Source organism: Streptomyces diastaticus subsp. diastaticus, from assembly GCF_011170125.1.
GTDB lineage: Bacteria > Actinomycetota > Actinomycetes > Streptomycetales > Streptomycetaceae > Streptomyces > Streptomyces diastaticus.
Genome location: NZ_BLLN01000003.1, coordinates 536932 through 561523 on the forward strand (window position 1 = coordinate 536932; position 24592 = coordinate 561523).

Here is a 24592-nt window from a genome sequence, read left to right on the forward strand (position 1 = left end):
CCGTGAAAAAGCTCTCCGTACGACGACGCCATCCGCTGGCGGCGTTCGTCGTCCTACTCCTCGCGCTGGCGGCCACCGGGGGGCTGTACACCGCGTTCGCACCCGCGGACAAGGCGCAGGCCGAAGAAACCGCCCAGTCCCTCGCCATCGAGGAGGGCAAGAAGCTCTACGCCGTCGGCTGCTCCAGCTGCCACGGCACCGGCGGTCAGGGCAGCTCTGACGGTCCGAGCCTGGTCGGCGTGGGATCGGCCGCGGTCGACTTCCAGGTCGGCACCGGCCGGATGCCGCTCCAGCAGCCCGGCGCCCAGGCACCGAGCAAGCCCGCGATCTACACCCAGGCCGAGATCGACCAGATGGCGGCCTACATCGCCTCGCTCGGCGCCGGCCCGACGACGCCGACCGCCAAGCAGTACAGCCCCGAGGGCGCCGACATCGCCAACGGCGGCACGCTGTTCCGCAACAACTGCGCGCAGTGTCACAACTTCGTCGGCAAGGGCGGTGCGCTCACCAACGGCAAGTACGCGCCCGACCTCGAGGACGTGTCCCCCAAGCACATCTACGAGGCCATGCAGACCGGCCCGCAGAACATGCCGTCCTTCCCCGACAGCGTCCTCCCCGAGCAGGAGAAGAAGGACGTCATCGCGTACCTCCAGACGGTCAACACCAGTGAGTCCGACAGCCCCGGTGGTCTGCGGCTGGGCGGTATCGGCCCGGTCGCCGAAGGACTCTTCGCGTGGATCTTCGGCCTCGGCGCCATGATCGCCGTGGCCGTCTGGGTCGCCGCCCGGACCGCAAAGGCCAAGAAGTCATGAGCAGCCAAGAGAATTCCGAAGAGAACCTGCTGAAGAAGCAGGACCCCGCGCACGGCGCGGTGGCCGTGGCGGACGACCCGTTCGCCGACCCCGGCCTGCCCCCTCACGAGGCCCGGCAGCAGGACCTGGACGAGCGGACCGCCAAGCGGTCCGAGCGCACCGTGGCCCTGTTCTTCACGGTGTCGATGCTCGCGACCATCGGGTTCATCGCGTGCTTCGTGATCTTCCCGGTCGACAAGGTCATCAGCGTCTGGCCCATCGGCAAGGTCAGTGCCCTCAACTTCTCCCTGGGCCTGACCCTGGCCGTGGCGCTGTTCTTCATCGGCGCGGGCGCCGTCCACTGGGCGCGCACCCTGATGTCGGACGTGGAGATCGCCGACGAGCGCCACCCGATCCAGGCGAGCCCCGAGGTCAAGGCCAAGGTTCTGGCCGACTTCAAGCAGGGCGCCGAGGAATCGGTGCTGGGCCGGCGCAAGCTCATCCGCAACACCATGTTCGGCGCGCTGGCCATGGTGCCGCTCTCCGGCATCGTCCTCCTGCGCGACCTCGGTCCGCTCCCCGAGGACAAGCTGCGCCACACCCTGTGGGGCAAGGGCAAGGCCCTGGTCAACATGAACACGGGCGAACCGCTGCGTCCCGAGGACATCGCGGTCGGCTCGCTGACCTTCGCCAAGCCCGAGGGCCTGGAGGAGCACGACCACGGCTTCATGAACGAGATCGCCAAGGCGGCCCTGATGATCGTCCGGCTCCAGCCGGAGGACATCAAGGACAAGCGCGAGCTCGACTGGTCGCACGAGGGCATCGTGGCCTTCTCCAAGATCTGCACCCACGTCGGCTGCCCCATCAGCCTCTACGAGCAGCAGACGCACCACGCGCTCTGCCCGTGCCACCAGTCCACCTTCGACCTCTCCGACGGTGCCCGGGTCATCTTCGGCCCCGCCGGACACGCCCTGCCGCAGTTGCGCATCGGCCTGAACGACGAGGGCTACCTGCAAGCCCTCGGCGACTTCGATGAGCCCGTCGGTCCTGCCTTCTGGGAGCGCGGATGAGTAACACGACCACAGCGCCCGCCGACGAGCAGCGGGGCAAGGCCCCCGCGGGCGAGCGGGTGGCGGACTGGGCAGACGGCAGGCTGGGGATCTACTCCCTCGCCAAGGCCAACCTGCGCAAGGTCTTCCCGGACCACTGGTCCTTCATGCTCGGCGAGATCTGCCTCTACAGCTTCATCATCATCATCCTCACGGGTGTGTACCTGACGCTGTTCTTCCACCCGTCGATGAACGAGGTGGAGTACCACGGGGTCTACGAGCCGATGCAGGGCGTGCTGATGTCCGAGGCCTACGCCTCGACGCTCGACATCAGCTTCGAGGTCCGCGGTGGTCTGCTCATCCGGCAGATCCACCACTGGGCCGCGCTGATCTTCGTCGCCGGCATGTTCGTGCACATGATGCGCGTCTTCTTCACGGGCGCCTTCCGCAAGCCGCGTGAGATCAACTGGCTGTTCGGTTTCCTGCTGTTCGTCCTCGGCATGTTCACCGGGTTCACCGGTTACTCGCTCCCGGACGACCTGCTGTCGGGCACCGGTGTGCGGTTCACGCAGGGTGCGATCCTGTCCGTGCCGATCGTCGGTACGTACATCTCGATGTTCCTGTTCGGCGGCGAGTTCCCCGGCACGGACTTCGTGGCCAGGTTCTACTCGATCCACATCCTGCTGCTGCCGGGCATCATGCTCGGCCTCGTGGTGGCCCACCTGATCCTGGTCTTCTACCACAAGCACACGCAGTTCCCCGGCCCCGGCCGGACCAACAAGAACGTCGTGGGCATGCCGCTGATGCCGGTCTACATGGCGAAGGCCGGAGGCTTCTTCTTCCTCGTCTTCGGCGTCATCGCGGCGGTCGCGGCCATCGCGACCATCAACCCCATCTGGGGGATCGGTCCCTACCGGCCGGACATGGTGGGTACCGGAGCCCAGCCGGACTGGTACATGGGCTTCGCCGAGGGTCTCGTCCGGGTGATGCCCGGCTGGGAGATCAACTTCCTCGGCCACACCCTGGTCCTGGGCGTCTTCATCCCGCTGGTGGTCTTCGGCCTGGTGCTGGGCGCGATGGCGCTCTACCCGTTCATCGAGTCCTGGATCACCGGCGACAAGCGCGAGCACCACATCCTGGACCGCCCGCGCAACGCCCCGACGCGCACCGCGCTCGGTGTCGCCTGGATCACGATGTACATGATCACCCTGGTGGGTGGTGGAAACGACCTCTGGGCGACCCACTTCCACCTGTCGATCAACGCGATCACCTGGTTCGTCCGGATCGGCTTCTTCGCCGGACCGGTCATCGCCTTCATCGTCACCAAGCGGATCTGCCTGGGGCTCCAGCGGCGGGACGCCGAGAAGGTGCTGCACGGACGCGAGTCCGGCATCATCAAGCGGCTGCCGCACGGTGAGTTCATCGAGGTCCACGAGCCGCTCAGCCAGGAGCAGCTGCACACCCTCACCCAGCACGAGCAGTACAAGCCGGTCGAGGTCGGCCCGACGGTCGACGAGAACGGTGTGGAGCGCAAGGTCAAGGGCAGCGAGAAGCTCCGGGCCAAGCTCTCCAACGCCTACTTCGGCGAGGGGACGCAGATCCCCAAGCCGACGACCGAGGAGTACCGGGAGATCCAGGAAGGCCACGGCCACCACTGACCTCCACGCCACCCTGATCGACTGATCGCCACGCCGGAGCCCCGTCCATTCGCTGGACGGGGCTCCAGGCCGTTGTGGGCCTTGGTTAGGGTGGAGCATCCCGCAGGACGAGACGAACCAGGAGCGACCATGAGCGCTGCGCACCCCGCTGGAGGCGACACCACGGCGGTCCGTTCCTGGCCGGAGGTCCTCAACGGTCTGCTGGACGGCCGGGACCAGAGCGCGGAGGCGACAGCCTGGGCGATGGAGCGGATCATGCGCGGTGAGGCAACCGACGCGCAGATCGCCGGCTTCGCCGTCGCGCTGCGGGCCAAAGGGGAGACGGTCCAGGAGATCAGCGGCCTGGTCCGCGGCATGTACGCGCACGCCCGCACCATCGACGTCCCCGGCGAGAGCGTGGACATCGTCGGCACCGGCGGCGACGGCGCCCGTACGGTCAACATCTCCACCATGTCCTCCATCGTGATCGCCGGGACGGGCGCCAAGGTCGTCAAACACGGCAGCCGGGCCGCCTCCTCCGCCTCGGGCGCCTCCGACGTCCTGGAGAAGCTCGGCGTCAACCTGGAGCTCTCGCCCGACCGGGTCGCCGAGGTCGCGGAGGAGGCCGGGATCACCTTCTGCTTCGCGGTCCGCTTCCACCCGGCGCTCAGACACGTCGCCGCCGCCCGCAGAGAACTGGGTATCCGCACCGTCTTCAACTACCTGGGCCCGCTCACCAATCCGGCCCGGGTCCGCGCCCAGGCCACCGGGGTCGCGGACGCCCGCGTGGCGCCGATCATCGCGGGCGTCCTCGCGGAACGCGGCTCCTCCGCGCTGGTCTTCCGGGGCGACGACGGGCTCGACGAGCTGACCATCACCGCCACCTCCCGGGTCTGGCTGGTGCGGGACGGGGAGGTGCGCGAGGAGACCTTCGACCCGCGCGACGTCGGTATCGACCTGGTGCCGGTGGAGGCGCTGCGCGGCGCCGACGCCTCCTACAACGCGGACGTGGCCCGCAGGCTCCTCGCCGGGGAGACGGGCCCGGTCCGTGACGCGGTCCTGCTCAACTCCGCCGCCGCCCTCGCGGCGCTGCGTCCCTCGGCCGCGCCGCTCACCGAGCGGATCGCCGACGGGATGCTGCTGGCGGCCGACTCCCTCGACTCCGGCCGGGCCCAGGCGGCCCTGGAGCGCTGGGTGGCCGCCTCCCACCGGTGAACCGGCACTGGGGAACTCCCGGCCCGTGAAAGGCCGTTGAGCGCGCGTACAGACGGGGCGCGGTCCGTATGCCGGACCGCGCCTTGCGCGTCCGCGCCAGTGTGGCAGGATGCCGACAGGTCATGAGTGACAGCGACTACGGCCCCGGCCCGCTGTCCGGCAACCCTCCGTCCGTGGCGGGGTGCCCCGGGTGAAGACCAGGCCGTGGTCAGTCCGTCCGCGGCAAGCGCGGACCCCTCGCGCCCCTTCGGGGCGAGTGTCCAGGGGTCCTGGTCCTTCGAGGGAGCGGTTCTCGTGAGCAAGCGAATGCGTTAGGGCCGGTCGGCCCGACCGCGTCCATCCCTCCCCCCTTTTCCGAGCCCCCGGCTGTGCCGGGCCGGTCCCCGTGGCGTCCCCGCCCTGTCCGGGCGGGGGCCCGGCGATCCCGGGAAGGCGAGGCAGGACGCCGTACGTCCGGGGGACTCCCCGGGCCCGGGCCGCGGTTGCCCCACCCCGCACACCCTTCTCCGTCCTCGCCGCCGGGGCGCCGCCGCGCCCCGCCGCCCACCGCTCCGGGAGCCCCCATGACCGTCACCGCCCTCCACGCCACCGTCGAGTCGGCGATTTGCGCCCCGTTGCCCGTTCTGGGTGCCGGGATCAGCGTCCCGCTCGCCACCGGCGGCGAGCGGAGCTACGCCGCCCTCGACTACGCCGCCAGCGCTCCCGCCCTGAAGCGGGTGTGGGACGACGTCGCCGCCTACGCCCCGTACTACGGCAGCGTCCACCGGGGCGCCGGGCACCTCTCCCAGCTCTCCACCGACCTCTTCGAACGGAGCCGGGCCACCGTCGCCGCCTTCCTCGGCTGCCGCCCCGACGACGAACTCCTCTTCACCCGCTCCACCACCGACTCCCTCAACCTGCTGGCCGGGGCGCTCCCCGAGGGGTGCGAGGTCTTCGTCTTCGAGACCGAGCACCACGCCGCCCTGCTGCCCTGGCGCTCGGCCCGCCTCACCGTCCTCGACGCGCCCAGCGGCCACGACGAGGCAGTCCGCACCCTGGAGCGGGCGCTCGCCGCCCGCGACCCGTACGGCCCCGCGCTGGTCTGCGTCACCGGTGCCTCCAACGTCACCGGGGAGATCTGGCCGGTCCGCGAACTGGCCGCCGCCGCCCACGCGCACGGTGCCCGCATCGTCCTGGACGCCGCCCAGCTCGCCCCGCACCGGCCCGTCTCGCTCACCGAGCTGGACGTCGACTGGGTCGCCTTCTCCGGCCACAAGCTGTACGCCCCCTTCGGCGCCGGGGTGCTGGCCGGGCGCGCCGACTGGCTGCGCGCCGCCGAGCCCTACCTCGCCGGGGGCGGTGCCAGCCGCACCGTCACCCGCGCCGAGGACGGCGGGGTGGACGTCGCCTGGCACACCGGGGCCGCCCGGCACGAGGCCGGCTCGCCCAACGTCATCGGCGCCTACGCCGTCGCCGCCGCCTGCTCCGCGCTCACCGAGGCCGGGCAGGACCGGCTCGCCGCCCGTGAGCAGGCGCTTCTGGAGCGGCTGCTCACCGGCCTCGCCGAGCTGCCCGGCATCCGCGTCCTGACCCTCTTCGGCGACGACGCCGACCGGGTGGGCGTGGTCTCCTTCACCGCCGAGGGCTGGCACAGCTCGCACCTGGCCGCCGCGCTCTCCGCCGAGTACGCCATCGGGGTCCGCGACGGCCTGTTCTGCGCCCACCCACTGGTCCGCACCCTGCTGGAGGCCGGCCGGACCGAGCCCGGCGAGTGCGGCGCCCCCGAGGAGACCGACGGGCAGGCGCTCAGCGCGGTCCGGGTCAGCTTCGGCGCGGGCACACCCGAGGAGCACGTCGAACGGTTCCTGGGGGCCGTCCGGGAGCTGGTCACCACCGGTGCCCGGCTGGACTACCGCACCGTCGACGGTCGCTGGGTCCCGGCCGTCTGAACGGCGGCTGCGACGGCCGGCCCGGCCGCCGCGATCGGGCCGGGCCCCAGCACCACCATCCTGAGCGCCCGCTCGGGGGTGTCGGTGAGGAGCTCCCCGCCCCGGCCCAGCGCCTGCGCCAGCCCCACCGACGCGGGCAGGACGCCGCCGCACGCGCCCACGCCCGGCGCCGTGCCGTACCCCGCGCCGAGGGTGCCGGCCGGTGCCGGTGCCGGCCGGAGAGCGTGGCGCGGCGCGCCACCCCGGCGGGCACCCCGCCGCGCGGCGTCCGCCCGTCCGGGGCGGGGCTCACCGCCCTCAAGGCCGAACCGCCGCCCCGCTTCCCGCGTTGCCGGGCGCCCGGCCGCCGGCGCGGCCGACCAGGCCGGTCGACTCCTCGCCCGGGCCGGCGTACTGGCGCTCCAGGAAGACCCGCAGCAGACGTCTCGCGTCGTGGAAGCGGGCGCCGGTGGAAGGGGCGGCGCCGCGTCCGCAGGCGGCGGTGAGCCCACCCGTCCGCCGGGAGAGGAGGCGCTCCACCCGGTGGTCGACGTCCCGCAGCAGGACGGACCGGGTCGTCGCGGCCACCGCCGCCAGGGCGACCAGCAGCAAGAGCGGGATACGGACCCGGGCGGACATCCGGTGCGGGACGGAGGCAGCCGTCGTCCCCGTCGCCGTGGTCCGGGCCGCTCGGGGAGAGGGAGACGGAGGGCCGGGGGAGGGGGCGCGGCCGTCATCGCCGCGGTCCTCGGCGGCGGAGGGGAGCGGACGGCTCTGCTGCGGCGGGTCCGCGGGGCCGGTCGAGGGGAAGCCGCTCCCCATCTTCACCGGGGCTCGAACTCGAAGCGTCCGGCGGCGTCGCGCGCACCAGGCGGCCGACCTCGTCACCGCCTACCGGGAGGGGTCTCGCCGCGCTGTCCGTCCTCGTTCTCCAGCGCAGGCCCCGAGTGCGTGCTCGGCGAGCTGCGCGCGGGCTCGCGCGAGGCGCCTCGCGCGGGTCGGGGCCGTCGGCGAGCGCGAAGCTGGCCGCCGCGATGGCCCAGCGGTAGCGCGACGGCGGCGGAGAGGGGCGCCACCCGGTGGGAGACAGCCATGTCCGCAGCCTGCCGGGACGACCCGGTGGCGGGGACGAGGGCCGGATGAGGGCTTCTGCATCCTGGCGGCCACCCGGTTGCCGGCGGCCGGCCGGACGCCGGCCGGCACGCCGCGGGTCAGCTGTCGAGGCCGATGGCGAAGGCGGCTTCGAGGTCGTGCTGGGAGTACGTGCGGAAGGCCACGTGCGTGTCGGTGCCCTCGACCCCCTCGATCTTGCTGATCCGCCCGGGGATCACGTCGGCCAGATCGTCGTGGCGCGGCACGCGGACCATGGCGATCAGGTCGTAGGTGCCCGTCACGGAGAACACCTCGCTGACGTTGTCCAGCGCGGCGATCGCCTCGGCGATCTCGGGGATGCGGTCCACGCTGGTCTTGATGAGCACGATCGCGGTGATCACGGTTGGCTGTCTCCCTCGGTGGCCGTCGCTGGAGTCCTCACTCTAAGCGACCCCGAACGGGACCACGCATAGAGGAACCCCAGCGCGAATCCGATGAGGTGGGCCAGGTAGGCGACGCCCGGTCCCTCGCCGCCCCCTCGGGCCGCGGCCCACTGGAGCGCGGCCCAGAACGGCAGCACCACCCAGGCCGGGAGCCGGACCGGAAGGAAGAGGAGGAAGGGCAGCACCGTGGTGACCCGTGCGCCGGGGAAGAGGTGGAGGAAGGCGCCGAGCACCGCCGAGATCGCCCCGGACGCCCCGACCAGCGGCTGGGCCGAGCCGGCGAAGGCCGCAGCGTAGCCGAGCAGGGCCAGGTAGCCGCAGCCCAGGTAGAAGAGCAGGTAGCGCACCGGGCCCATGCGCTGCTCCAGCATGGTGCCGAAGACGTGCAGGAAGAGGAGGTTGCCGAGCAGGTGCAGCCAGCCGCCGTGCACGAAGAGCGCGGTGAGCGGGGTCAGCGCCTCCTTCGCCCGCCCCCGGAACAGTTCGGCGGGGATCACCCCCCACCGGTCGTAGTAGGCGTACTGCGCGGCGAGCACCTGCTCGCCCGTGCCGTACGCGGGAACGAGACCGGAGACCGGCCCGAGCAGGAAGACCACCGCGCAGAGGGCGATCAGGCCGTACGTGACGGGTGCGCCGCGCCCCGCCAGCCGCAGGGCCGCCGTCCGCAGGGGGCTGAACCGTGGCACGATCATGATCAGATCATGGCGTAACCGCCGCAAACCGCGTATATCGCCTCGCCGGGGCCGTCGGCGGCCCACGGGGCCGCCCGGCAGGCCGTAGGGTTGCGCCGTCAGGCGGCACGGACGTGTACCGCGACCCGGTCGCGGTGGCGCCACGTGGTGGCGACGACACCAGCGCAGGCGACAGCGTGGTCGCGGCACAGCAGTAGCGACACCGAGTGACACCAAGAGGACAGCCACGATGACGGTTCCCCAGCCCACCACCGAGACCCGCTGGCGCTGCACGCTCTGCGGCAACCTCACCCGCTTCGACGTCACCCGCTCCTCCAAGGTGGTCGAGTACGTCCACCTCGACCTGGCCGGAGCGCCGAACGTCGAGGAGACCGAGGTCGTCAGTGAGACCATCGACTCGGTCCGCTGCCGCTGGTGCAACGCGGTGGACCAGATCGAACTGGTGGACAGGCCGGGCGCCGGCTCCTGAGGGAGCGGCACCCGCACGGTGATGGGGTGACTCGATGACGGACGGTGCGCGGCCCGCCGGTTCCACCGGAGCGGAGGGCCCCGGCGGCGGCGAGGCGGCGGACGAGGAGAGCCTCGACCGCCCCCTGCCGGAGCCCGTGCGCCACCGGGTCGTCGCCCTCGCCTCCGAGGGGTTCGGCTCCCTCACCCCGAGCGAACTCCCCGCACCCCTGCGGCAGTACGCCCGCTTCACCCCCAGCCGCCGCATCAAGTTCGCCGGGAACGCGCTGGCCGCCGCCCTGGAGCACGAGCCGCTCTTCCGCCAGCGCGTCGGCGAGCGGCTGCGGGAGAACCAGGCCGAACTGGCGGCCGCCCTCGACGCCGGCACCCCGCCGCCCGCCGCCGACCCGCTCGACGTGGCGGCCGCCGCCTACGTCCTGCGCCCGCCCGGCTGGGTCAAGCTGGTCACCGCCGGCGGTGAGGAGGCCCAGCGCGCCGACGCCGAGCGCGGCGGCGAGCGGGCCCGCGCCGAGGTGGCCCGGCTCCGCCGGGAGCGCGACGCGGCCCGCGCCCAGATCCGCACCGAGACCGAGCGGCTGCGCACCGAACTCGACGCCCTGCGCAAGCAGGCCGACGCGCTCCACCGCAAGCTGCGCAGCGCCCAGAGCGACATCAAGCGCGGCGAGGCGGCTGTCCGCAAAGCGGAGGCCCGCACCGAGGAGATGCGGGCGGAGACCGCGGCCCAGCTCTCCGCCGCCGACAGCGAGAACCGTCGGCTCAAGGCCCGGCTGGCCGAGTCCGAGTCCGCCCTGGAGGCCGGCCGCAAAGCGGCCCGCGAGGGGCGCAGCATGGAGGACATGCGGGTCCGGCTGCTGCTGGACACCGTGCTGGAGGCCTCGCAGGGGCTGCGCCGGGAGCTGGCGCTGCCGCCCGCCGGACTCCACCCCGCCGACACCGTGGACGCGGTGGAGCCGGGCCGGATGACTCCGAAGGACATCGCGGCCCGCGCCCTGTCCGAGCACGACCCGGCCGTCCTCGACCAGTTGCTGGCGCTGCCCCAGGCCCATCTGGTGGTCGACGGGTACAACGTCACCAAGACCGGCTATCCCACGATGCCGCTGGAGAAGCAGCGGCTGCGGCTGCTCGGCGGTCTCTCGGCGCTCGCCGCGCAGACCGGCGCCGAGGTCACCTGCGTCTTCGACGGCGCCGAACTGGCCGCGCCGGTACTGCTGGCGCCGCCGCGCGGGGTGCGGGTCCTCTTCAGCAAGCCGGGCGTGACCGCCGACGAGCTGATCCGCCAACTGGTGCGCGCCGAGCCGGAGGGCCGCCCGGTGACCGTGGTCTCCACCGACCGCGAGGTGGCCGACGGGATCGCCGCGGCGGGGGCCCGCCCGGTCGCCTCGGTCGTCCTCCTCAAGCGGCTCTCGCGGGGCTGAGCGACGGTGCCGACCGGCCGCCGTGCGGGAGGACTTCCGCCTGTACCCCGCATGTCGGGCACGTGGCGAACAGCGACAGATGACCGAGTTTGACGGGTTCTTCACGCGACGGCCTGTCAATCTCCCATGACTGACCGTCGATTCTTCGCAAGGAAGCCATGATGTGGCCGAGATTTTTCCTCACAGGATTTGAACTGATCACAAGGAGGTCACTAAGGTCGGCCCGAACCTCCGATCGGTTGATCACCCACCCGGGGTGACAGCGGAGGTACCCGCCCACCGGGTTCGTCGGTAGGCGGCTGAAGGAAGAAGGAGATCGCCTTCGTGGCGTCCCACCGTCGACCCAAGCAGCCGAGCCGCACCCGCGTGACCGTGCTCACCGCGACCGCCGCCGCTGCCGTGGCACTCACCTCCCAGACCGCACACGCCGACCCCAAGCCCTCCAAGGCCGAGGTCAAGGCGAAGGTCGACAAGTTGTACGAGGAGGCCGAGGGGGCCTCCGAGAAGTACAACGGGGCCAAGGAGAAGCAGGACAAGCTGGAGGGCCAGATAGGCAACCTCCAGGACAAGGTCGCCCGCGGCCAGGAGGAGCTGAACGAGCTGCGCCAGGCGCTCGGTTCGGCCGCCAGCGCCCAGTACCGCTCCGGCGGCATCGACCCCTCGCTCCAGCTCTTCCTCTCCGCCGACCCGGACGACTACCTCGACAAGGCCTCGGCGCTCGACCAGCTCAGCACCAAGCAGGCCGAGGGCGTCAAGAAGATCCAGGCCAAGCAGCGCGACCTCGCGCAGCAGCGCCAGGAGGCGCAGGCCAAGCTCAAGGACCTCAGCGACACCCGCAAGGAACTCGGCGACAAGAAGAAGAAGGTCCAGGGCAAGCTCGCGGAGGCGCAGCGGCTCCTCAACAGCCTCACCGCCGCCGAGCGCGCCGAGCTCCAGAAGGAGGAGGAGCGCGCCAGCCGCTCCGCCGGGGACCGCGTGGAGCTCGGGGACGCCGTCCCCGCCTCGAACCGCGGCGCCGCCGCGCTCGCCGCCGCCAAGTCCAAGGTCGGCACGCCGTACGTGTGGGGCGCCACCGGCCCCAACTCCTTCGACTGCTCCGGCCTCACCTCCTGGGCCTTCGCGCAGGCCGGCTACACCATCCCGCGCATGTCGCAGGACCAGGCCAACGCCGGTACGCGGATCGCCTCGCAGAGCGCCCTCAAGCCCGGCGACCTGGTCATCTTCTACGGCGACCTGCACCACGTCGGCTTCTACGCGGGCAACGGCCAGGTGCTGCACGCCCCGAAGCCCGGCGCCAACGTGCGCTACGAGTCGATCAACAACATGCCGTACATGTTCGGCGTGCGCATCTGACGCACGACCGCCACGGACACCGCACGAGCCGGAGGGGCCACCGCCCCTCCGGCTCGCGGCCGTTCGGGCCCGCGCCGCCCTCCCCGCGCCGTCCCCGGCCGACACCGCCCGAACGAGGGAATCCCCGCGGCTCGTGTCGCCCCGCCATCCGCCGGTGACCTGCGGATGTCCCACAACACCCCGTTCCGCCCCGCCCGGGGTCGTTGGAGCCCGGGTGATCGCCCCGCTACTGTCTGCCGCGCACTTCCCCGCCAAGGCCGGGGAAGACTTCAGCGGAGGGGAGAACGGCTTCCAGTGGGGTCCCACCGACACACCGGCAGGTCGACAGCCGCACGCCACGCCCGAGGCGTCACCGCCACCGCGCTGTCCGCGGCGGCGGCCACCGCGGCCGCGACGCTCGGCGCCGCCCCGGCGCAGGCGCAGCCCGGGCCGCCCCCCACCCGCGCCTCCGTGGACCGGCTGCTCACCGAGGCCGAACGGGCCACCGAGGCGTACAACGAGGCGGACGAAAGAACCGGCACCCTGCGGGCCGAACTGCGCCGCACCCAGGACCGGGTGGCGCGCGGCCAGGAGCGGGTCAACACCCTGCGGGGCGCCCTCGGCGCGCTCGCCGGAGCCCAGTACCGCAGCGGCGGCGTCGACCCGGCGCTGGAGCTGCTCTTCTCCGCCGACCCGGAGCAGTACCTGGAGAAGGCCGCCACACTGGACCGGATCAGCCTGCGCCGGGCCGGGGAACTCACCCGTCTCACCCGGGCGCAGCGCCTGCTCACCCAGGAGCGCGCCGAGGCCGCCGCCACCCTCGCCGAACTCGCCCGCAGCCGCGCCGCCACCGCCCGCCACAAACGCGCCGTCGAGGCCAAGCTGGCCCGGGCCCGCGCCCTGCTCGACGCCCTGCCGCCCTCCGAACGCGCCGCCCACGACCGGCGCTCCTCCCGCTCGCAGCGGCCCGACCTCACCGGCGTCGTCGCCGTCTCCGGGCGCGCCGCCACCGCCGTGGCCGCCGCCCAACGGGCCCTCGGCAAGCCGTACGTCTGGGGCGCCAACGGCCCCACCGGATTCGACTGTTCGGGCCTGATGCAGTGGGCGTACGCCCAGGCGGGCGTCGGACTGCCGCGCACCTCGCAGGCCCAGCGGTACGCCGGGCAGCGGGTACCGCTCTCGCAGGCCCGCCCCGGCGACCTCGTCGCCTACCGCGCCGACGCGAGCCACATCGGCATGTACGTCGGCAACGGCCAGGTCATCCACGCCCCTTACCCGGGCGCCGCGGTCCGCTACGACCCGGTCGGCATGATGCCGGTCTCCTCCGTCACCCGGGTCTGAGACCGGCCCGGACGCCGGGCCCGTACGATCGGCGACCGTGACGGAAGCTGACGGCGGGCCGGACTCGCGCGGCCCCGGGCGGCGGCGGGCCGCCCGGCTCGGGCTCGCCGCGGTGCTGGCGGCGAGCGGCTGCGCCCCGCCGGCCGGGCCGGCGCCGCTCGACGGGAGGCGGGTCACCGCCCTGCTCGGCCGGCGCGCCACCGCCCTGCTGGAGCGGGACGCCGCCGCCTGGCGGGCCACCGGCTCCGGCACCGGCGCGGACACCCTCTGGGCCCGGCTCGCCGCCGTTCCGCTCGGTGGCTGGGCCTATCAGGTCACCGGTGTCCAGGCAGGCTCGGCCACCGCCACCGTCGAGGCCACCCTGCGGTACCGGCTGCGCGCCGAGGACCCGGCGCCCGCGACCGCCCGCCGCCTGCTCGACCTCGTCCGCCACGAGGACCGCTGGCGGGTCCGCGCCGAGCGGGCCGCACCCGGCGCCGCCGCCCTCCTGTGGGACCAGGGCACGGTCCGCGCCCGGCGGGGAACCTGGGGACTGGGCCTCGGCACCGGGAGCGCGGCGGAACTCGACCACTTCGCCCGCCTCGCCGAACGGGCCGTCCCCGCCGCCGACGCCGCCTGGGGTGGCGACTGGCCCCGACGGATCGTCGTCCTCGTCCCCGGCTCGCTCGCCGGGACGGCCGCGCTCCTCGGCGCCCGGCCCGGCACCTACCGGGGCGTCGCCGCCGTCACCACCGGCTCGCCCGCCCCCGGCACCCCCGCCGACCGGATCATCGTCAATCCCGAGGCGTACGCCGGACTGGACGCGCGCGGCGAACAGTTCGTCCTGACCCACGAGACGGTCCACGTGGCCACCCGTACCGCGACCGGCCCCGCCACCCCGCTCTGGCTCTCCGAGGGCTTCGCCGACTGGGCCGCGCACCGCGCCGCACCGCGCCCCCTGGCCGCCGCGGCGCCCGCCCTGACCGCCGCGGTGGCCCGCGAGGAGGTGCCGCCCGCCCTCCCGGACGACGCCGCGTTCGCCTTCGGCGGGGACGCCGACGACCTGGACCGGGCCTACGAGGGCGGCTGGCTCGCCTGCCGGCTGCTCGCCGACCTCTGGGGGCCCGGGCGGCTGCGTGCCGTCTACCGGGCCGCCGGGGCCCGCCAGGAGCGGCACGGCGCCGAGGAGGCCGCGTTCCGGGAGGTGCTGGGCATCGGCCTGGCCGAGTTCACCGCGGCGTGGCGGGCGTACCTGCGGCAGCGGCTGGGCCCGGCGGCGTAGCCTCGTCGGCCGGGCCGGGCACCGTCCGGCGCCACAGGGCCCGGCAGGCCATGAGGGAGGCCGCCACCAGCAGGCCGTTGCGGAGCAGCATCAGACCCACCCCCAGCGGCGTACTCGTCACCACGTCGCCGAAGAAGACGGGGAACTCCAGTACCGTCACCGCCGAGGCGGCCAGCACCAGGACGGCGGGCCGCGCCATCCAGGTGCCGGTGAAGAGCAGGCAGACCGCCGCCAGCGCCACCAGCCACAGCAGGTACTGCGGACTGATCACCCGGCTCGTCGTGGTGAACAGCAGCACCGCCGCGAAGGCCGCGTCCGCCGGGGTCCCCGGCGTGAACACCCGCGCCCGCAGCCGCCAGTACACCAGCCACCCCAGCGCCAGCACCGACAGCAACTGCGCCGCCAGGCTCACCCCGGCCACCCCGGGCCCCAGGAACTCCAGTGAGCCGTAGTGCAGCCGCACCTCGCCCTGCCAGCCGAAGTACCGCGCCACGTGGAAGACCAGCGCCCCCAGCGACTCCACCTCGGTGCCCCGGTCGCGCTGTGCCGTCAGGAACGCCAGCGCGTTCGGCATCGCGACCGCGAACGCCCCCAGCACCACCGCGCCGGTGACCGCCGCCGCCCCCCAGACCCGCCGCACCGCGCCCCGCGCCACCCCGAGCAGCAGCAGCGCCGGCCACACCTTCAACAGCGCGCCGAAGGCCACCAGCGCACCCGTCAGACGGGGCCGGCCCATTCCGGCCAGCAGGGCCGCCACCGCCACCGCCGCCACCATCAGGTCGTACCGCGCGTACGCCGTCGGGCCGAGCAGCGCCACCCCGGCCACCCAGACCCACACCCCGCGCCGGGAGCGGCCCGGTCCGCTCCCGGCGCGCAGCAGCAGGGCCAGGACCACCGCGTCGGTCAGCAGCACCAGGACGAAGAAGGCGTGCGCGTACGGGAGGAACGGCAGCAGGGTGGGGGAGAGGACCGCCAGTGCCGCCGCCGGCGGGTACTGCCAGGTGACGTCGTCGGCGGGAAAGGCGCCGGTGGACAGGACGCCGTACCAGTCGCGGTAGATGACCGACACGTCGACCGTCACGTCGGGGCCGGGCACCACCCAGACCTGGAGGACGCAGAGCAGGAGCACCGCCCTGGTCACCACCCAGGCCGCCACCGGCGCGCAGGTGCGCGCCGCGCCCGGGGGCCGCCCGGCGGGAGCGGTGCCCCCGGTCGCGGTGGCGTCCGTCGTCGTGGCCGTCATGCCCTCTCGTTCCCCTCGTCGTCCACCCGGCCCGCGCCGCGCCGGGACCCGCCATGATGCCCGCCGGGCCCGTCCGGCCACCATCGGACGTGGCCGTGGCACCGCGCCCGGAGCCGTTCGGTACTGTCGGGCCCGATGCACAAGACCCTGATCGTGACCAACGACTTCCCGCCGCGCCCCGGCGGCATCCAGGCGTTCCTGCACAACATGGCGCTGCGCCTGGACCCGGAGCGGATCGTCGTCCACGCCTCCACCTGGAAGCGCGGGCGCGAGGGCGCCGAGGCCACCGCCGCCTTCGACGCCGAACAGCCCTTCCCCGTCGTCCGCGCCCGCACCACGATGCTGCTGCCCACCCCGGCCGCCACCCGTCGCGCCACCGGGCTGCTGCGCGAACACGGCTGCACCTCCGTGTGGTTCGGCGCCGCCGCACCCCTCGGTCTGATGGCGCCCGCGCTGCGCCGGGCGGGGGCCGAACGGCTGGTCGCGACCACTCACGGCCACGAGGCGGGCTGGGCCCAACTGCCGGGCGCCCGCAGCCTGCTGAGGCGTATCGGGGACGCGACGGACACGATCACCTACCTCGGCGAGTACACCCGCTCGCGGATCGCCGGCGCGCTCGGCCCCGAGGCCGCCGCCCGCATGGCGCACCTGCCGCCGGGCGTCGACGAGAAGACCTTCCACCCGGACAGCGGCGGCGACGCGGTCCGGGCCCGGCTCGGCCTCACCGACCGGCCCGTCGTCGTCTGCGTCTCCCGGCTGGTGCCCCGCAAGGGCCAGGACACCCTGATCAAGGCGATGCCGCGGGTGCTCGCCGCCGAGCCCGACGCGGTACTGCTGATCGTCGGCGGCGGCCCGTACGAGAAGGAGCTGCGCGCCCTCGCCGAGGCGACCGGCGTGGCCCGCTCCGTCCACTTCACCGGCGCGGTGCCCTGGTCCGAGCTGCCCGCCCACTACGGCGCGGGCGACGTCTTCGCCATGCCCTGCCGCACCCGGCGCGGCGGCCTGGACGTCGAGGGGCTCGGCATCGTCTACCTGGAGGCCTCCGCCACCGGGCTGCCCGTCGTCGCCGGGGACTCCGGCGGCGCCCCCGACGCCGTCCTCGACGGCGAGACCGGTTGGGTGGTGCGCGGCACGCGCCCCGAGGACGTCGCCGACCGGCTCACCACCCTGCTCGGCGACCGGGCGCTGCGCACCGCCATGGGCGAGCGCGGCCGTGCCTGGGTCGAGTCCACCTGGCGCTGGGACCTGCTCGCCGAACGCCTCCGCGCCCTGCTCTGAACCGCCGCACCGGCCACCGGCTCCCGGGTACGGCGAAGGGCCCGCACTCCGTCGTGAGGAGAGCGGGCCCTTCGGCGTCATCCGTGCTCAGCGGGCGTAGATCGCCTCGATCTCGTCCGCGAAGTCCTTCAGCACCACGCTGCGCTTCAGCTTCAGCGAGGGCGTGATGTGGCCCGACTCCTCGGTGAACTGCGCCGGCAGCACCCGGAACTTGCGGACCGACTCGGCCTTGGAGACCGCCGCGTTCCCGTCGTCCACCGCCCGCTGGATCTCCGCCAGCAGCTCCGGGTCCTCCCGCAGCGAGGCCGCCGTCGAACCGGCCGGCTTGCCGTGGTCGGCCGCCCAGCGCACCAGGAACTCCTCGTCCACGGTGACCAGCGCGCCCACGAACGGGCGCCCGTCGCCGACCACCATGCACTCGGCGACCAGGGCATGGCCGCGGATGCGGTCCTCGATCACGGCCGGAGCGACGTTCTTGCCGCCCGCGGTGACGATGATCTCCTTCTTGCGGCCGGTGATCGCGAGGTAGCCGTCCTCGTCGAGGGTGCCGATGTCCCCGGTGTGGAACCAGCCGTCGGCCAGCGCCTCACGGGTCGCCGCCTCGTTGTTCCAGTACCGGTCGAAGAGGTGCTCGCCGTGGAGCAGGACCTCGCCGTCGTCGGCGATGCGGACCACCGAACCGGGCAGCGGCTGACCGACCGTGCCGATCTTCTGGCGGTCCCACGGGTTGAAGGCGGTGGCCGCGCAGGACTCGGTCAGGCCGTACCCCTCCAGCACCGTGAAGCCGATGCCGCGGTAGAAGTGGCCGAGCCGCTCGCCGAGCGGGGCGCCGCCGGAGATCGCGTACTCGCCGCGGCCGCCGAGGACCGTGTGGAGCTTGCTGTAGACCAGCTTGGCGAAGACCTTGTGCTTCAGCTTCAGGCCGAGGGAGGGACCCTGCGGGGTGTCCAGCGCCCGGCTGTAGGCGATCGCGGTCTCCGCGGCCTTGTCGAAGATCTTGCCCTTGCCGTCGGCCTGCGCCTTGGCGCGCGCCGAGTTGTAAACCTTCTCGAAGACGCGCGGGACGCCCAGGACCATGGTCGGGCGGAACGAGGCCAGCTCGTCGGTGAGGTGCTTGATGTCCGGCACCAGGCCCAGACGGATGGGCGCCATCAGCGCGGCGACCTCCACCAGCCGGCCGAAGACGTGCGCCACCGGGAGGAAGAGCAGCACCGAGCACTCGCCGGTGCGGAAGAGGGGTTTGAGCCGCGCCACCACGTTGCCGCACTCGGCGAAGAAGCTGCGGTGGGTCAGCACGCAGCCCTTGGGACGGCCCGTGGTACCCGAGGTGTAGACGATCGTCGCCGGGTCGTCGGCGCCGGCCAGCGCGCTGCGCTCGTCGACCGCCTCGTCACTCAGCCCGGCCCCGGCCCGCTCCAGCTCCGCCACGCCGCCGGCGTCCAGCTGCCAGACGTGCTTCAGCGCCGGCAGCCCGCCGCGCACCGACTCCACCGAGGCGGCGTGCCCCGGGGTCTCCACGACGCAGGCGACGGCGCCCGAGTCGCCGAGTATCCACTCGATCTGCTCCGGCGAACTCGTCTCGTACACCGGTACGGTGACCGCGCCGGCGCTCCAGATCGCGAAGTCCATCAGCGTCCACTCGTACCGCGTACGGGAGAGCAGCCCCACCCGGTCGCCGGGCTGGACGCCGGAGGCCATCAGGCCCTTGGCGGCTGCGCGGACCTCGGCGAGGAAGGCCGTGGCGGTCAGGTCCTCCCACGCACCGTCCACCTTCCGGGCGATCACGGCCACATCCGGGTGCCGCTCCGCGTTGCGCCGGACGATGTCGGTGAGATTTCCGTCCGCTGGTACCTCGTACAGGGCCGGAAGGCTGAACTCGCGCAAGACTGCTGCTCCTCGTAGGGCGCCGGCGCCACGACACTGTGCGATGCGACGGTGCGGTCCAAGATCGGGCAGGTGCTCAGTGGGATGAGCACAAGTGGACTGCCCGGACGTTACCCACCGGTATGACGGTTCCGATAGGGGGTCCCGGACAGATGTCTGATCCATCACACGACGCGGCGTTGCTCCTGGCAGCCTAGTCCAGGGTCTTTGCCACTGTGAAGTAAGCGCAGGTCCGGCCGGTCTACCCGGCCCGGGCCGGTGGTCCTAGGGTGGCGGACATGGCGGGTACACGGATCCATGTGGTGAGCGACGTGCACGGCAACGCGAAGGACCTCGCCCGGGCCGGCGACGGCGCCGACGCCCTGGTCTGCCTGGGCGACCTGATCCTCTTCCTCGACTACGCCGACCACTCGCGCGGCATCTTCCCCGACCTCTTCGGCACCGAGGCCGCCACCCGCGTCGTCGCGCTGCGCACCGCCCGCCGCTTCGAGGAGGCCCGCGCCTATCAGCGCACCCTGTGGGCGGGCATCGACCGCGAGAGCGCCCTGGAGGAGGCGGTCCGCCGCCAGTACGCCGAACTCTTCGCCGCCTTCCCCACCCCCACCTACGCCACCTACGGCAACGTCGACGTGCCCCGCCTGTGGCCCGAGTTCGCCCGCCCCGGCACCACCGTCCTCGACGGCACCCGCGTCGAGATCGGCGGCCGCGTCTTCGGCTTCGTCGGCGGCGGCCTGCCCTCCCCGATGCGCACCCCCTACGAGATCCCGGAGGAGGAGTACGCCGCCAAACTCGAAGCCCTCGGCGAGGTCGACGTGCTCTGCACCCACATCCCGCCCCAGGTCCCCGAACTGCGTTACGACACCGTCGCCCGCCGCTTCGAACGCGGCAGCTCCGCCCTGCTCGACGTCATCCGCCGCACCCGCCCCCGGTACGCGCTCTTCGGCCACGTCCACCAGCCGCTGGCCCGCCGTATGCGGATCGGCGCCACCGAGTGCGTCAACGTCGGCCACTTCGCCGGCACCGGACGGCCCTGGTCCCTCACCTGGTGACCCACCCCGCCCGGCGCCGGGGGAGCCACGTGACCTGACCCGCCTCGGCGCGCGGTAGCCTGCACGCGGCGGGACGCCCCGACAGCACCCGGCCGAGGCCGTGAGGACGGGCCCCGGCCGCACGTTCAGCATGGAGGAGCCACGGCGATGGCGGAACACACCAGCTCTAGCATCACGATCGACGCGCCCCCGGCCGAGGTCATGGCCGTCATCGCCGACTTCGCCCGCTACCCGGAGTGGACCGGCGAGGTGAAGGAGGCCGACGTGCTGGCCACCGACGACCAGGGCCGTGCGGAGCAGGTCCGCCTCGTCCTGGACGCGGGCGCCATCAAGGACGACCACACCCTCGCCTACACCTGGCACGGCGCCGACCAGGTCCGCTGGACCCTGGTCAAGTCCCAGATGCTCCGCGAACTGGACGGCTCCTACACCCTCGCCGACCTCGGCGAGGGGCGCACCGAGGTCACCTACCAGCTGACCGTCGACGTCAAGATCCCCATGCTCGGCATGATCAAACGCAAGGCCGAGAAGGTCATCATCGACCGCGCCCTGGCCGGCCTGAAGAAGCGCGTGGAGTCCAAGCCGGGCGCCTGAGCCCGCCGGCCACCTCGCACCAACCGGACAGGGCACCACCCCCGAACAGGGAGGACGACCGTGCGCACGGTCCTCGTCACCGGACCCGGCGGCGCGGGCCGCACCACCCTCGCCGCCGCGACCGCCCGGGCCGCCGCCCGCGCCGGCACCCGCGTCCTGCTGCTCACCGCCGACCCCGGCGACCGCCTCGGCACCGCTCTCGGCGCCCCGCTCGGCCCCGCGCCCGTCGAGGCCGCCCCCGGCCTGCACGCCCTGCGCCTGGACGCCGCCGACCGGCTCCGCGCCGATCTCCTCGCCCTCCAGGACCGTGCCGCCACCGCCCTCGACGCCCTCGGCGCCACCCCGCTCGCCGCGGACGAACTCACGCCGCTGCCCGGCGCCGAGGAACTCGCCCTGCTCCGTGCCCTGCGCGAACTGGCCGCCCTGCCCGAAGGCGACCCCGCCCGGCCCGGCCTCGTCGTCGTCGACCTGCCCGCCGCCCCCCGCGCCCTCGCCCTGCTCTCCCTGCCCGGCGAACTCCGCCGGTACCTCGCCCGGCTGCTGCCCGCCGAACGCCAGGCCGCCCGCGCCCTGCGCCCCCTCCTCGGCCGCCTCGCCGGGCTCCCGCTGCCCGGCGAGGGCCTCTACGCGGCCGCCGCCCGCTGGGACACCGAGCTGGCCGCCGCGCAGGCCGCGCTGAGCAGGCCCGGCACCAGCGTCACCCTGGTCGCCGAACCGGGCCCGGCCGGGGCCGACGCCGTCCGCGAGGCGCGTACCGCCCTCGCCCTGCACGCCCTGCCCGCCGACCCCGTGTTCGCCAACCGGGTGCTGCCCGCCGAAGGCGCCGGAGCCTGGGCCGCGCCCCTCCTCGCCCAGCAGGCCAAGATCCTCGACCTCTGGGACCAGGACCCCGGCGGTCCCGCCGTCCGCGTCCCGCACCTGGGCCACGACCCGCGCGGCCCCGAGGACCTCGACGCGCTCGGTGTACCCGCGCCCGGTCCCGCCCCCGCCGTCGCCGGACCGCGCGTCGAGGACCGGCTCGCCGCCGACGGGGTGCTGCTGTGGCACCTGGAGCTGCCCGGAGTCAGCCGCGACCAGCTCGACCTGGTCCGCCGCGCCGACGAACTGGTCGTCACCGCGGGAGCCTTCCGCCGCATCCTGCCCCTCCCCGGCGCCCTGCGCCGCTGCACCGTCGCCGGGGCGGCCCTGCGCGACGGGACGCTCACCGTCCGCTTCACCCCCGACCCCGCCCAGTGGCCCCAGAAGCGCTGAACCCCGGCACCCGGCGGGCCCCCGCCCGCCGCCCGCCGTTCCGGTACCGTCGGAAGGGAGCACCCCTCCCTTCACCCGCCGCAGGAGCTGGCCCATGAGCGACGCCACCGAGCGCCCCGGAACCGACCGACCCGGCGCCGACGAGGACGCCTGGGGGCGGGCCTGCGCCGAGGACCTCGCCGCCGAGCAGGAGCGCCGCCGCGCCCGGTACGGGACCCCGCCCGGCTCGGCCGCCGAGGAACTGCGCAAGCTGATGGAGGCCGTCACCGGCAAGCTCGCCGAGGGCAACCTGCTGGGCGCCACCGTCCACGGTGTCGAACAGGCCGTACGGCAGGCCCGCGCGGCCGTCGAACCGGTCATCGAACGCAACCCGGAGGTCTTCACCCACCTCGCGGCCGCCGGCTCCGAACTCCTCGCCGCCTACCGCTCCGCCGTCGAGAAGCAGGAGAGCGGCTGGACCAAGGGCACGGGTTCCGGCGCCACCCCGCCGCCGCGCAGGCCCGGGCCCGGCACCGAGGACGCCCGCCCCGACGGGCGCCGCGACGACGAGGGCCCGGGTCCCGCCGAGCACATCGACCTCGACTGACCCGGCGCGAACTCCCGGACAGCGTCCGGCCCTCGGGTACGGTGGCCCGCAGCGGGGCTCGACCTGAACTGAGGAACACATGGGACTGACCATCGGCGTCGACATCGGCGGCACGAAGATCGCGGCCGGAGTCGTGGACGAAGAGGGCACGATCGTCAACATCTTCACCGTGCCGACACCTGCCACCGCCGAGGCCATCGTGGACGCCATCGCCTCCGCGGTCGAAGGCGCCCGCGAGGGCCACGAGATCGAGGCCGTCGGCATCGGTGCCGCCGGCTACGTCGACGACAAGCGCGCCACCGTCCTCTTCGCGCCCAACATCGACTGGCGACACGAACCGCTCAAGGACAAGGTCGAGCAGCGCGTCGGCCTGCCCGTCGTCGTCGAGAACGACGCCAACGCCGCCGCCTGGGGCGAGTACCGCTTCGGCGCGGGCAAGGGCCACGAGGACGTCATCTGCATCACGCTCGGCACCGGTCTCGGCGGCGGCGTCATCATCGGCAACAAGCTCCGTCGCGGCCGGTTCGGCGTCGCCGCCGAGTTCGGCCACATCCGCGTCGTCCCCGACGGGCTGCTCTGCGGCTGCGGCAGCCAGGGCTGCTGGGAGCAGTACGCCTCCGGACGCGCCCTCGTCCGGTACGCGCGCCAGCGCGCCGCGGCCACGCCCGAGAACGCGGTGCTGCTGCTGTCGCTCGGCGACGGGACCACCGAGGGGATCGAGGGGAAGCACGTCAGCGAGGCCGCGCGGCAGGGGGACCCCGTCGCCGTCGACTCGTTCCGGGAACTGGCCCGGTGGGCCGGGGCCGGGCTGGCCGATCTCGCCTCGCTCTTCGACCCGTCTGCGTTCATCGTCGGCGGGGGCGTCTCCGACGAGGGGGACCTGGTGCTCGATCCCATCCGCAAGTCGTTCCGGCGGTGGCTGATCGGCGGGGCCTGGCGGCCGCACGCCCAGGTGCTCGCCGCGCAGCTCGGAGGTAAGGCGGGGCTGGTCGGCGCGGCCGACCTCGCCCGGCAGGGCTGAGCCGGCGCTCGGCTCCTTCGGGGCCCGGCCCGGTGGGCCGGGCCCCCTTTTTTCGGCCTCGGACGCCGGCCGGGCCGAAGGGCGGCCGGGACGGCGGGTGACCTTCGGCCCGGCCGCGATGTGACCGCCGGGCCGGGTCCTGCCGGGTGAGGGGCGCTGAGGGTGGTTAATTGGGGGCATGGTGGACAGCGCGGGGTGTGGGCCCGGGGAGTTGGCGGCATCGGGGTGGATGGGGCGGGATGCCGTGGTGCGGGTGCTGAGTTACAACGTGCGGTCGTTGCGGGACGATCCGGCGGCGGTGGCGCGGGTGGTGCGGGCCTGTGCGCCCGATCTCGTGCTGGTGCAGGAGGCGCCGAGGTTCTTCCGGTGGCGCAAGCCACTGGGGCGACTGGCGGCGGCCGCGGGGCTCGTGGTGCTGGCGGGCGGCGCCCCGGCGGCGGGCCCGGCGTTGCTCTGTTCGCTGCGCGCCACGGTGGAGTCGACCCGGGACGAACTGCTGCCGCTCACCCCCGGCCTGCACCGGCGCGGCCTCTCCACGGCGGTGGTGCGGTTCGGGGCGGTCCGCCTCGGGGTGCTCAGCTACCACCTGAGCCTGCGGAAGGACGAGCGGTACGCGCAGGGCGCCATGTTGCTGGAGCGGCTGGCGGCGATGGGCGTGGAGCACGCCGTGGCCGGGGGCGACGTCAACGAACGCCCGAAGGGCCGCACCTTCCGGCGGCTGGCCGGTGAGCTCCAGGACGGCTGGGCCGTACGCCCCTGGGGCGGCGAGTACACCTCGACACCGCCCGACCCGCACCAGCGGATCGACGCGATCTTCGCCACCCCCGGCGTCGAGGTGCTCGGCTGCGGGGTCCCGGCACCGGGTACGGCCGATCCGGCCGTACCGCCCTTCACCGGGGACGACCTGCTCCGGGCCACCGACCACCTGCCCGTGCTGGCCGCCCTGCGGGTGCCGGGCGCCCGGAGCTGAGCGAGGGCCACGGCCCTTGGGGCCACGCGTTTCCCCACCATGGGCCTCGGGGCCGCAGGCCCTCCCGGACCGG

General features: G+C 73.9%; 22 protein-coding genes and 1 riboswitch. Of the genes, 17 read left to right on the forward strand and 5 right to left on the reverse strand.

Annotation, left to right across the window (positions count from 1 at the left end):
- Positions 1 to 2: 2 nt before the first annotated feature.
- The 5 genes from qcrC (at position 3) to Sdia_RS10810 (ending at position 6620) form a co-directional block, all read left to right on the forward strand.
- Complete coding sequence (gene qcrC, locus Sdia_RS10790; protein WP_100453031.1) at positions 3 to 812, forward strand: cytochrome bc1 complex diheme cytochrome c subunit; 810 nt, start codon at positions 3 to 5, stop codon at positions 810 to 812.
- Positions 809 to 1861 carry a cytochrome bc1 complex Rieske iron-sulfur subunit gene (gene qcrA, locus Sdia_RS10795; protein WP_100453032.1) on the forward strand — a complete coding sequence of 351 codons (1053 nt, stop codon included), beginning with the start codon at positions 809 to 811 and terminating at the stop codon, positions 1859 to 1861. The genes qcrC and qcrA overlap by 4 nt, the downstream gene beginning before the upstream one ends.
- Positions 1858 to 3498, forward strand: a complete 1641-nt coding sequence (gene qcrB / locus Sdia_RS10800; protein WP_100453033.1) for a cytochrome bc1 complex cytochrome b subunit — start codon at positions 1858 to 1860, stop codon at positions 3496 to 3498. Before qcrA ends, qcrB begins: the two co-directional genes overlap by 4 nt.
- A gap of 129 nt (positions 3499 to 3627) precedes the next feature.
- The gene (gene trpD, locus Sdia_RS10805; protein ID WP_100453034.1) at positions 3628 to 4692 is read left to right on the forward strand and encodes an anthranilate phosphoribosyltransferase; all 1065 of its coding nucleotides are present in this window, start codon (positions 3628 to 3630) and stop codon (positions 4690 to 4692) included.
- 118 nt (positions 4693 to 4810) lie between these two features.
- A riboswitch (SAM riboswitch) is annotated at positions 4811 to 4927 on the forward strand.
- Between the two features lie 328 nt (positions 4928 to 5255).
- The gene (locus tag Sdia_RS10810; protein WP_189499960.1) at positions 5256 to 6620 is read left to right on the forward strand and encodes an aminotransferase class V-fold PLP-dependent enzyme; all 1365 of its coding nucleotides are present in this window, start codon (positions 5256 to 5258) and stop codon (positions 6618 to 6620) included.
- Positions 6621 to 6917: 297 nt separating this feature from the next.
- Here the strand turns inward: Sdia_RS10810 and Sdia_RS10815 are convergent, their stop codons facing one another.
- The 3 genes from Sdia_RS10815 to Sdia_RS10825 all read right to left on the reverse strand — a co-directional run bounded on the left by Sdia_RS10815 (position 6918) and on the right by Sdia_RS10825 (position 8826).
- Positions 6918 to 7238 carry a hypothetical protein gene (locus tag Sdia_RS10815; RefSeq protein WP_229830565.1) on the reverse strand — a complete coding sequence of 107 codons (321 nt, stop codon included), beginning with the start codon at positions 7236 to 7238 and terminating at the stop codon, positions 6918 to 6920.
- 572 nt (positions 7239 to 7810) lie between these two features.
- Positions 7811 to 8092, reverse strand: coding sequence for an Lrp/AsnC family transcriptional regulator (locus Sdia_RS10820; RefSeq protein ID WP_003947636.1), 282 nt, complete (start codon positions 8090 to 8092; stop codon positions 7811 to 7813).
- Positions 8089 to 8826, reverse strand: a complete 738-nt coding sequence (locus Sdia_RS10825; RefSeq protein ID WP_100453037.1) for a rhomboid family intramembrane serine protease — start codon at positions 8824 to 8826, stop codon at positions 8089 to 8091. The genes Sdia_RS10820 and Sdia_RS10825 overlap by 4 nt, the downstream gene beginning before the upstream one ends.
- Positions 8827 to 9055: 229 nt before the next feature.
- Here Sdia_RS10825 and Sdia_RS10830 point away from each other — a divergent pair, with 229 nt between their 5' ends.
- The 5 genes from Sdia_RS10830 to Sdia_RS10850 all read left to right on the forward strand — a co-directional run bounded on the left by Sdia_RS10830 (position 9056) and on the right by Sdia_RS10850 (position 14643).
- On the forward strand, positions 9056 to 9295 hold the full coding sequence (locus Sdia_RS10830) for a hypothetical protein (RefSeq protein WP_100453038.1): 240 nt from the start codon (positions 9056 to 9058) through the stop codon (positions 9293 to 9295).
- A 34-nt stretch (positions 9296 to 9329) separates the two neighbouring features.
- The gene (locus tag Sdia_RS10835; protein ID WP_164380092.1) at positions 9330 to 10709 is read left to right on the forward strand and encodes an NYN domain-containing protein; all 1380 of its coding nucleotides are present in this window, start codon (positions 9330 to 9332) and stop codon (positions 10707 to 10709) included.
- 324 nt (positions 10710 to 11033) lie between these two features.
- Positions 11034 to 12062 (forward strand): C40 family peptidase, encoded by a 1029-nt coding sequence (locus Sdia_RS10840; RefSeq protein ID WP_100453040.1) that lies wholly within the window; start codon positions 11034 to 11036, stop codon positions 12060 to 12062.
- Between the two features lie 294 nt (positions 12063 to 12356).
- Complete coding sequence (locus tag Sdia_RS10845) at positions 12357 to 13382, forward strand: C40 family peptidase (RefSeq protein ID WP_189499961.1); 1026 nt, start codon at positions 12357 to 12359, stop codon at positions 13380 to 13382.
- Positions 13383 to 13419: 37 nt separating this feature from the next.
- Positions 13420 to 14643, forward strand: coding sequence for a hypothetical protein (locus tag Sdia_RS10850; protein ID WP_189499962.1), 1224 nt, complete (start codon positions 13420 to 13422; stop codon positions 14641 to 14643).
- Here Sdia_RS10850 and Sdia_RS10855 read toward each other — a convergent pair.
- Positions 14591 to 15886, reverse strand: coding sequence for a glycosyltransferase 87 family protein (locus Sdia_RS10855; RefSeq protein WP_189499963.1), 1296 nt, complete (start codon positions 15884 to 15886; stop codon positions 14591 to 14593). The genes Sdia_RS10850 and Sdia_RS10855 overlap by 53 nt on opposite strands.
- Before the next feature lie 135 nt (positions 15887 to 16021).
- Between Sdia_RS10855 and Sdia_RS10860 the strand changes: the two genes are divergently transcribed.
- Entirely contained in the window at positions 16022 to 17164 is a 1143-nt protein-coding gene (locus tag Sdia_RS10860) for a glycosyltransferase family 4 protein (protein ID WP_100453044.1), read from the forward strand.
- Between the two features lie 87 nt (positions 17165 to 17251).
- On the opposite strand, the gene Sdia_RS10865 is transcribed toward Sdia_RS10860, so the two are convergent.
- Positions 17252 to 19048 (reverse strand): AMP-dependent synthetase/ligase, encoded by a 1797-nt coding sequence (locus tag Sdia_RS10865; protein WP_100453045.1) that lies wholly within the window; start codon positions 19046 to 19048, stop codon positions 17252 to 17254.
- Between the two features lie 278 nt (positions 19049 to 19326).
- Between Sdia_RS10865 and Sdia_RS10870 the strand changes: the two genes are divergently transcribed.
- From Sdia_RS10870 to Sdia_RS10895, 6 genes are all read left to right on the forward strand, one after another.
- Complete coding sequence (locus Sdia_RS10870) at positions 19327 to 20097, forward strand: metallophosphoesterase family protein (protein WP_189499964.1); 771 nt, start codon at positions 19327 to 19329, stop codon at positions 20095 to 20097.
- A 147-nt stretch (positions 20098 to 20244) separates the two neighbouring features.
- Positions 20245 to 20691, forward strand: coding sequence for an SRPBCC family protein (locus Sdia_RS10875; RefSeq protein ID WP_100453047.1), 447 nt, complete (start codon positions 20245 to 20247; stop codon positions 20689 to 20691).
- 60 nt (positions 20692 to 20751) lie between these two features.
- On the forward strand, positions 20752 to 21942 hold the full coding sequence (locus Sdia_RS10880; RefSeq protein ID WP_100453048.1) for an ArsA family ATPase: 1191 nt from the start codon (positions 20752 to 20754) through the stop codon (positions 21940 to 21942).
- 94 nt (positions 21943 to 22036) lie between these two features.
- Positions 22037 to 22528: a DUF5304 domain-containing protein gene (locus tag Sdia_RS10885; RefSeq protein WP_189499965.1), complete on the forward strand. Its 492-nt coding sequence runs from the start codon at positions 22037 to 22039 to the stop codon at positions 22526 to 22528.
- Positions 22529 to 22607: 79 nt separating this feature from the next.
- Positions 22608 to 23549, forward strand: a complete 942-nt coding sequence (locus Sdia_RS10890; protein WP_100453050.1) for an ROK family glucokinase — start codon at positions 22608 to 22610, stop codon at positions 23547 to 23549.
- A 229-nt stretch (positions 23550 to 23778) separates the two neighbouring features.
- Complete coding sequence (locus tag Sdia_RS10895) at positions 23779 to 24519, forward strand: endonuclease/exonuclease/phosphatase family protein (RefSeq protein WP_100453051.1); 741 nt, start codon at positions 23779 to 23781, stop codon at positions 24517 to 24519.
- The last annotated feature ends 73 nt before the right edge of the window (positions 24520 to 24592 follow it).

Excerpts from the sequence above, each read along its gene's own strand:
- qcrA (WP_100453032.1), top strand. The coding sequence starts at position 809 with ATGAGCAGCCAAGAGAATTCCGAAGAGAACCTGCTGAAGAAGCAGGAC.
- qcrB (WP_100453033.1), top strand. The coding sequence starts at position 1,858 with ATGAGTAACACGACCACAGCGCCCGCCGACGAGCAGCGGGGCAAGGCC.
- trpD (WP_100453034.1), top strand. The coding sequence starts at position 3,628 with ATGAGCGCTGCGCACCCCGCTGGAGGCGACACCACGGCGGTCCGTTCC.
- Sdia_RS10810 (WP_189499960.1), top strand. The coding sequence starts at position 5,256 with ATGACCGTCACCGCCCTCCACGCCACCGTCGAGTCGGCGATTTGCGCC.
- Sdia_RS10815 (WP_229830565.1), bottom strand. The coding sequence starts at position 7,238 with ATGTCCGCCCGGGTCCGTATCCCGCTCTTGCTGCTGGTCGCCCTGGCG.
- Sdia_RS10825 (WP_100453037.1), bottom strand. The coding sequence starts at position 8,826 with ATGATCGTGCCACGGTTCAGCCCCCTGCGGACGGCGGCCCTGCGGCTG.
- Sdia_RS10830 (WP_100453038.1), top strand. The coding sequence starts at position 9,056 with ATGACGGTTCCCCAGCCCACCACCGAGACCCGCTGGCGCTGCACGCTC.
- Sdia_RS10835 (WP_164380092.1), top strand. The coding sequence starts at position 9,330 with ATGACGGACGGTGCGCGGCCCGCCGGTTCCACCGGAGCGGAGGGCCCC.
- Sdia_RS10855 (WP_189499963.1), bottom strand. The coding sequence starts at position 15,886 with ATGACGGCCACGACGACGGACGCCACCGCGACCGGGGGCACCGCTCCC.
- Sdia_RS10860 (WP_100453044.1), top strand. The coding sequence starts at position 16,022 with ATGCACAAGACCCTGATCGTGACCAACGACTTCCCGCCGCGCCCCGGC.
- Sdia_RS10870 (WP_189499964.1), top strand. The coding sequence starts at position 19,327 with ATGGCGGGTACACGGATCCATGTGGTGAGCGACGTGCACGGCAACGCG.
- Sdia_RS10875 (WP_100453047.1), top strand. The coding sequence starts at position 20,245 with ATGGCGGAACACACCAGCTCTAGCATCACGATCGACGCGCCCCCGGCC.
- Sdia_RS10885 (WP_189499965.1), top strand. The coding sequence starts at position 22,037 with ATGAGCGACGCCACCGAGCGCCCCGGAACCGACCGACCCGGCGCCGAC.
- Sdia_RS10890 (WP_100453050.1), top strand. The coding sequence starts at position 22,608 with ATGGGACTGACCATCGGCGTCGACATCGGCGGCACGAAGATCGCGGCC.
- Sdia_RS10895 (WP_100453051.1), top strand. The coding sequence starts at position 23,779 with ATGGGGCGGGATGCCGTGGTGCGGGTGCTGAGTTACAACGTGCGGTCG.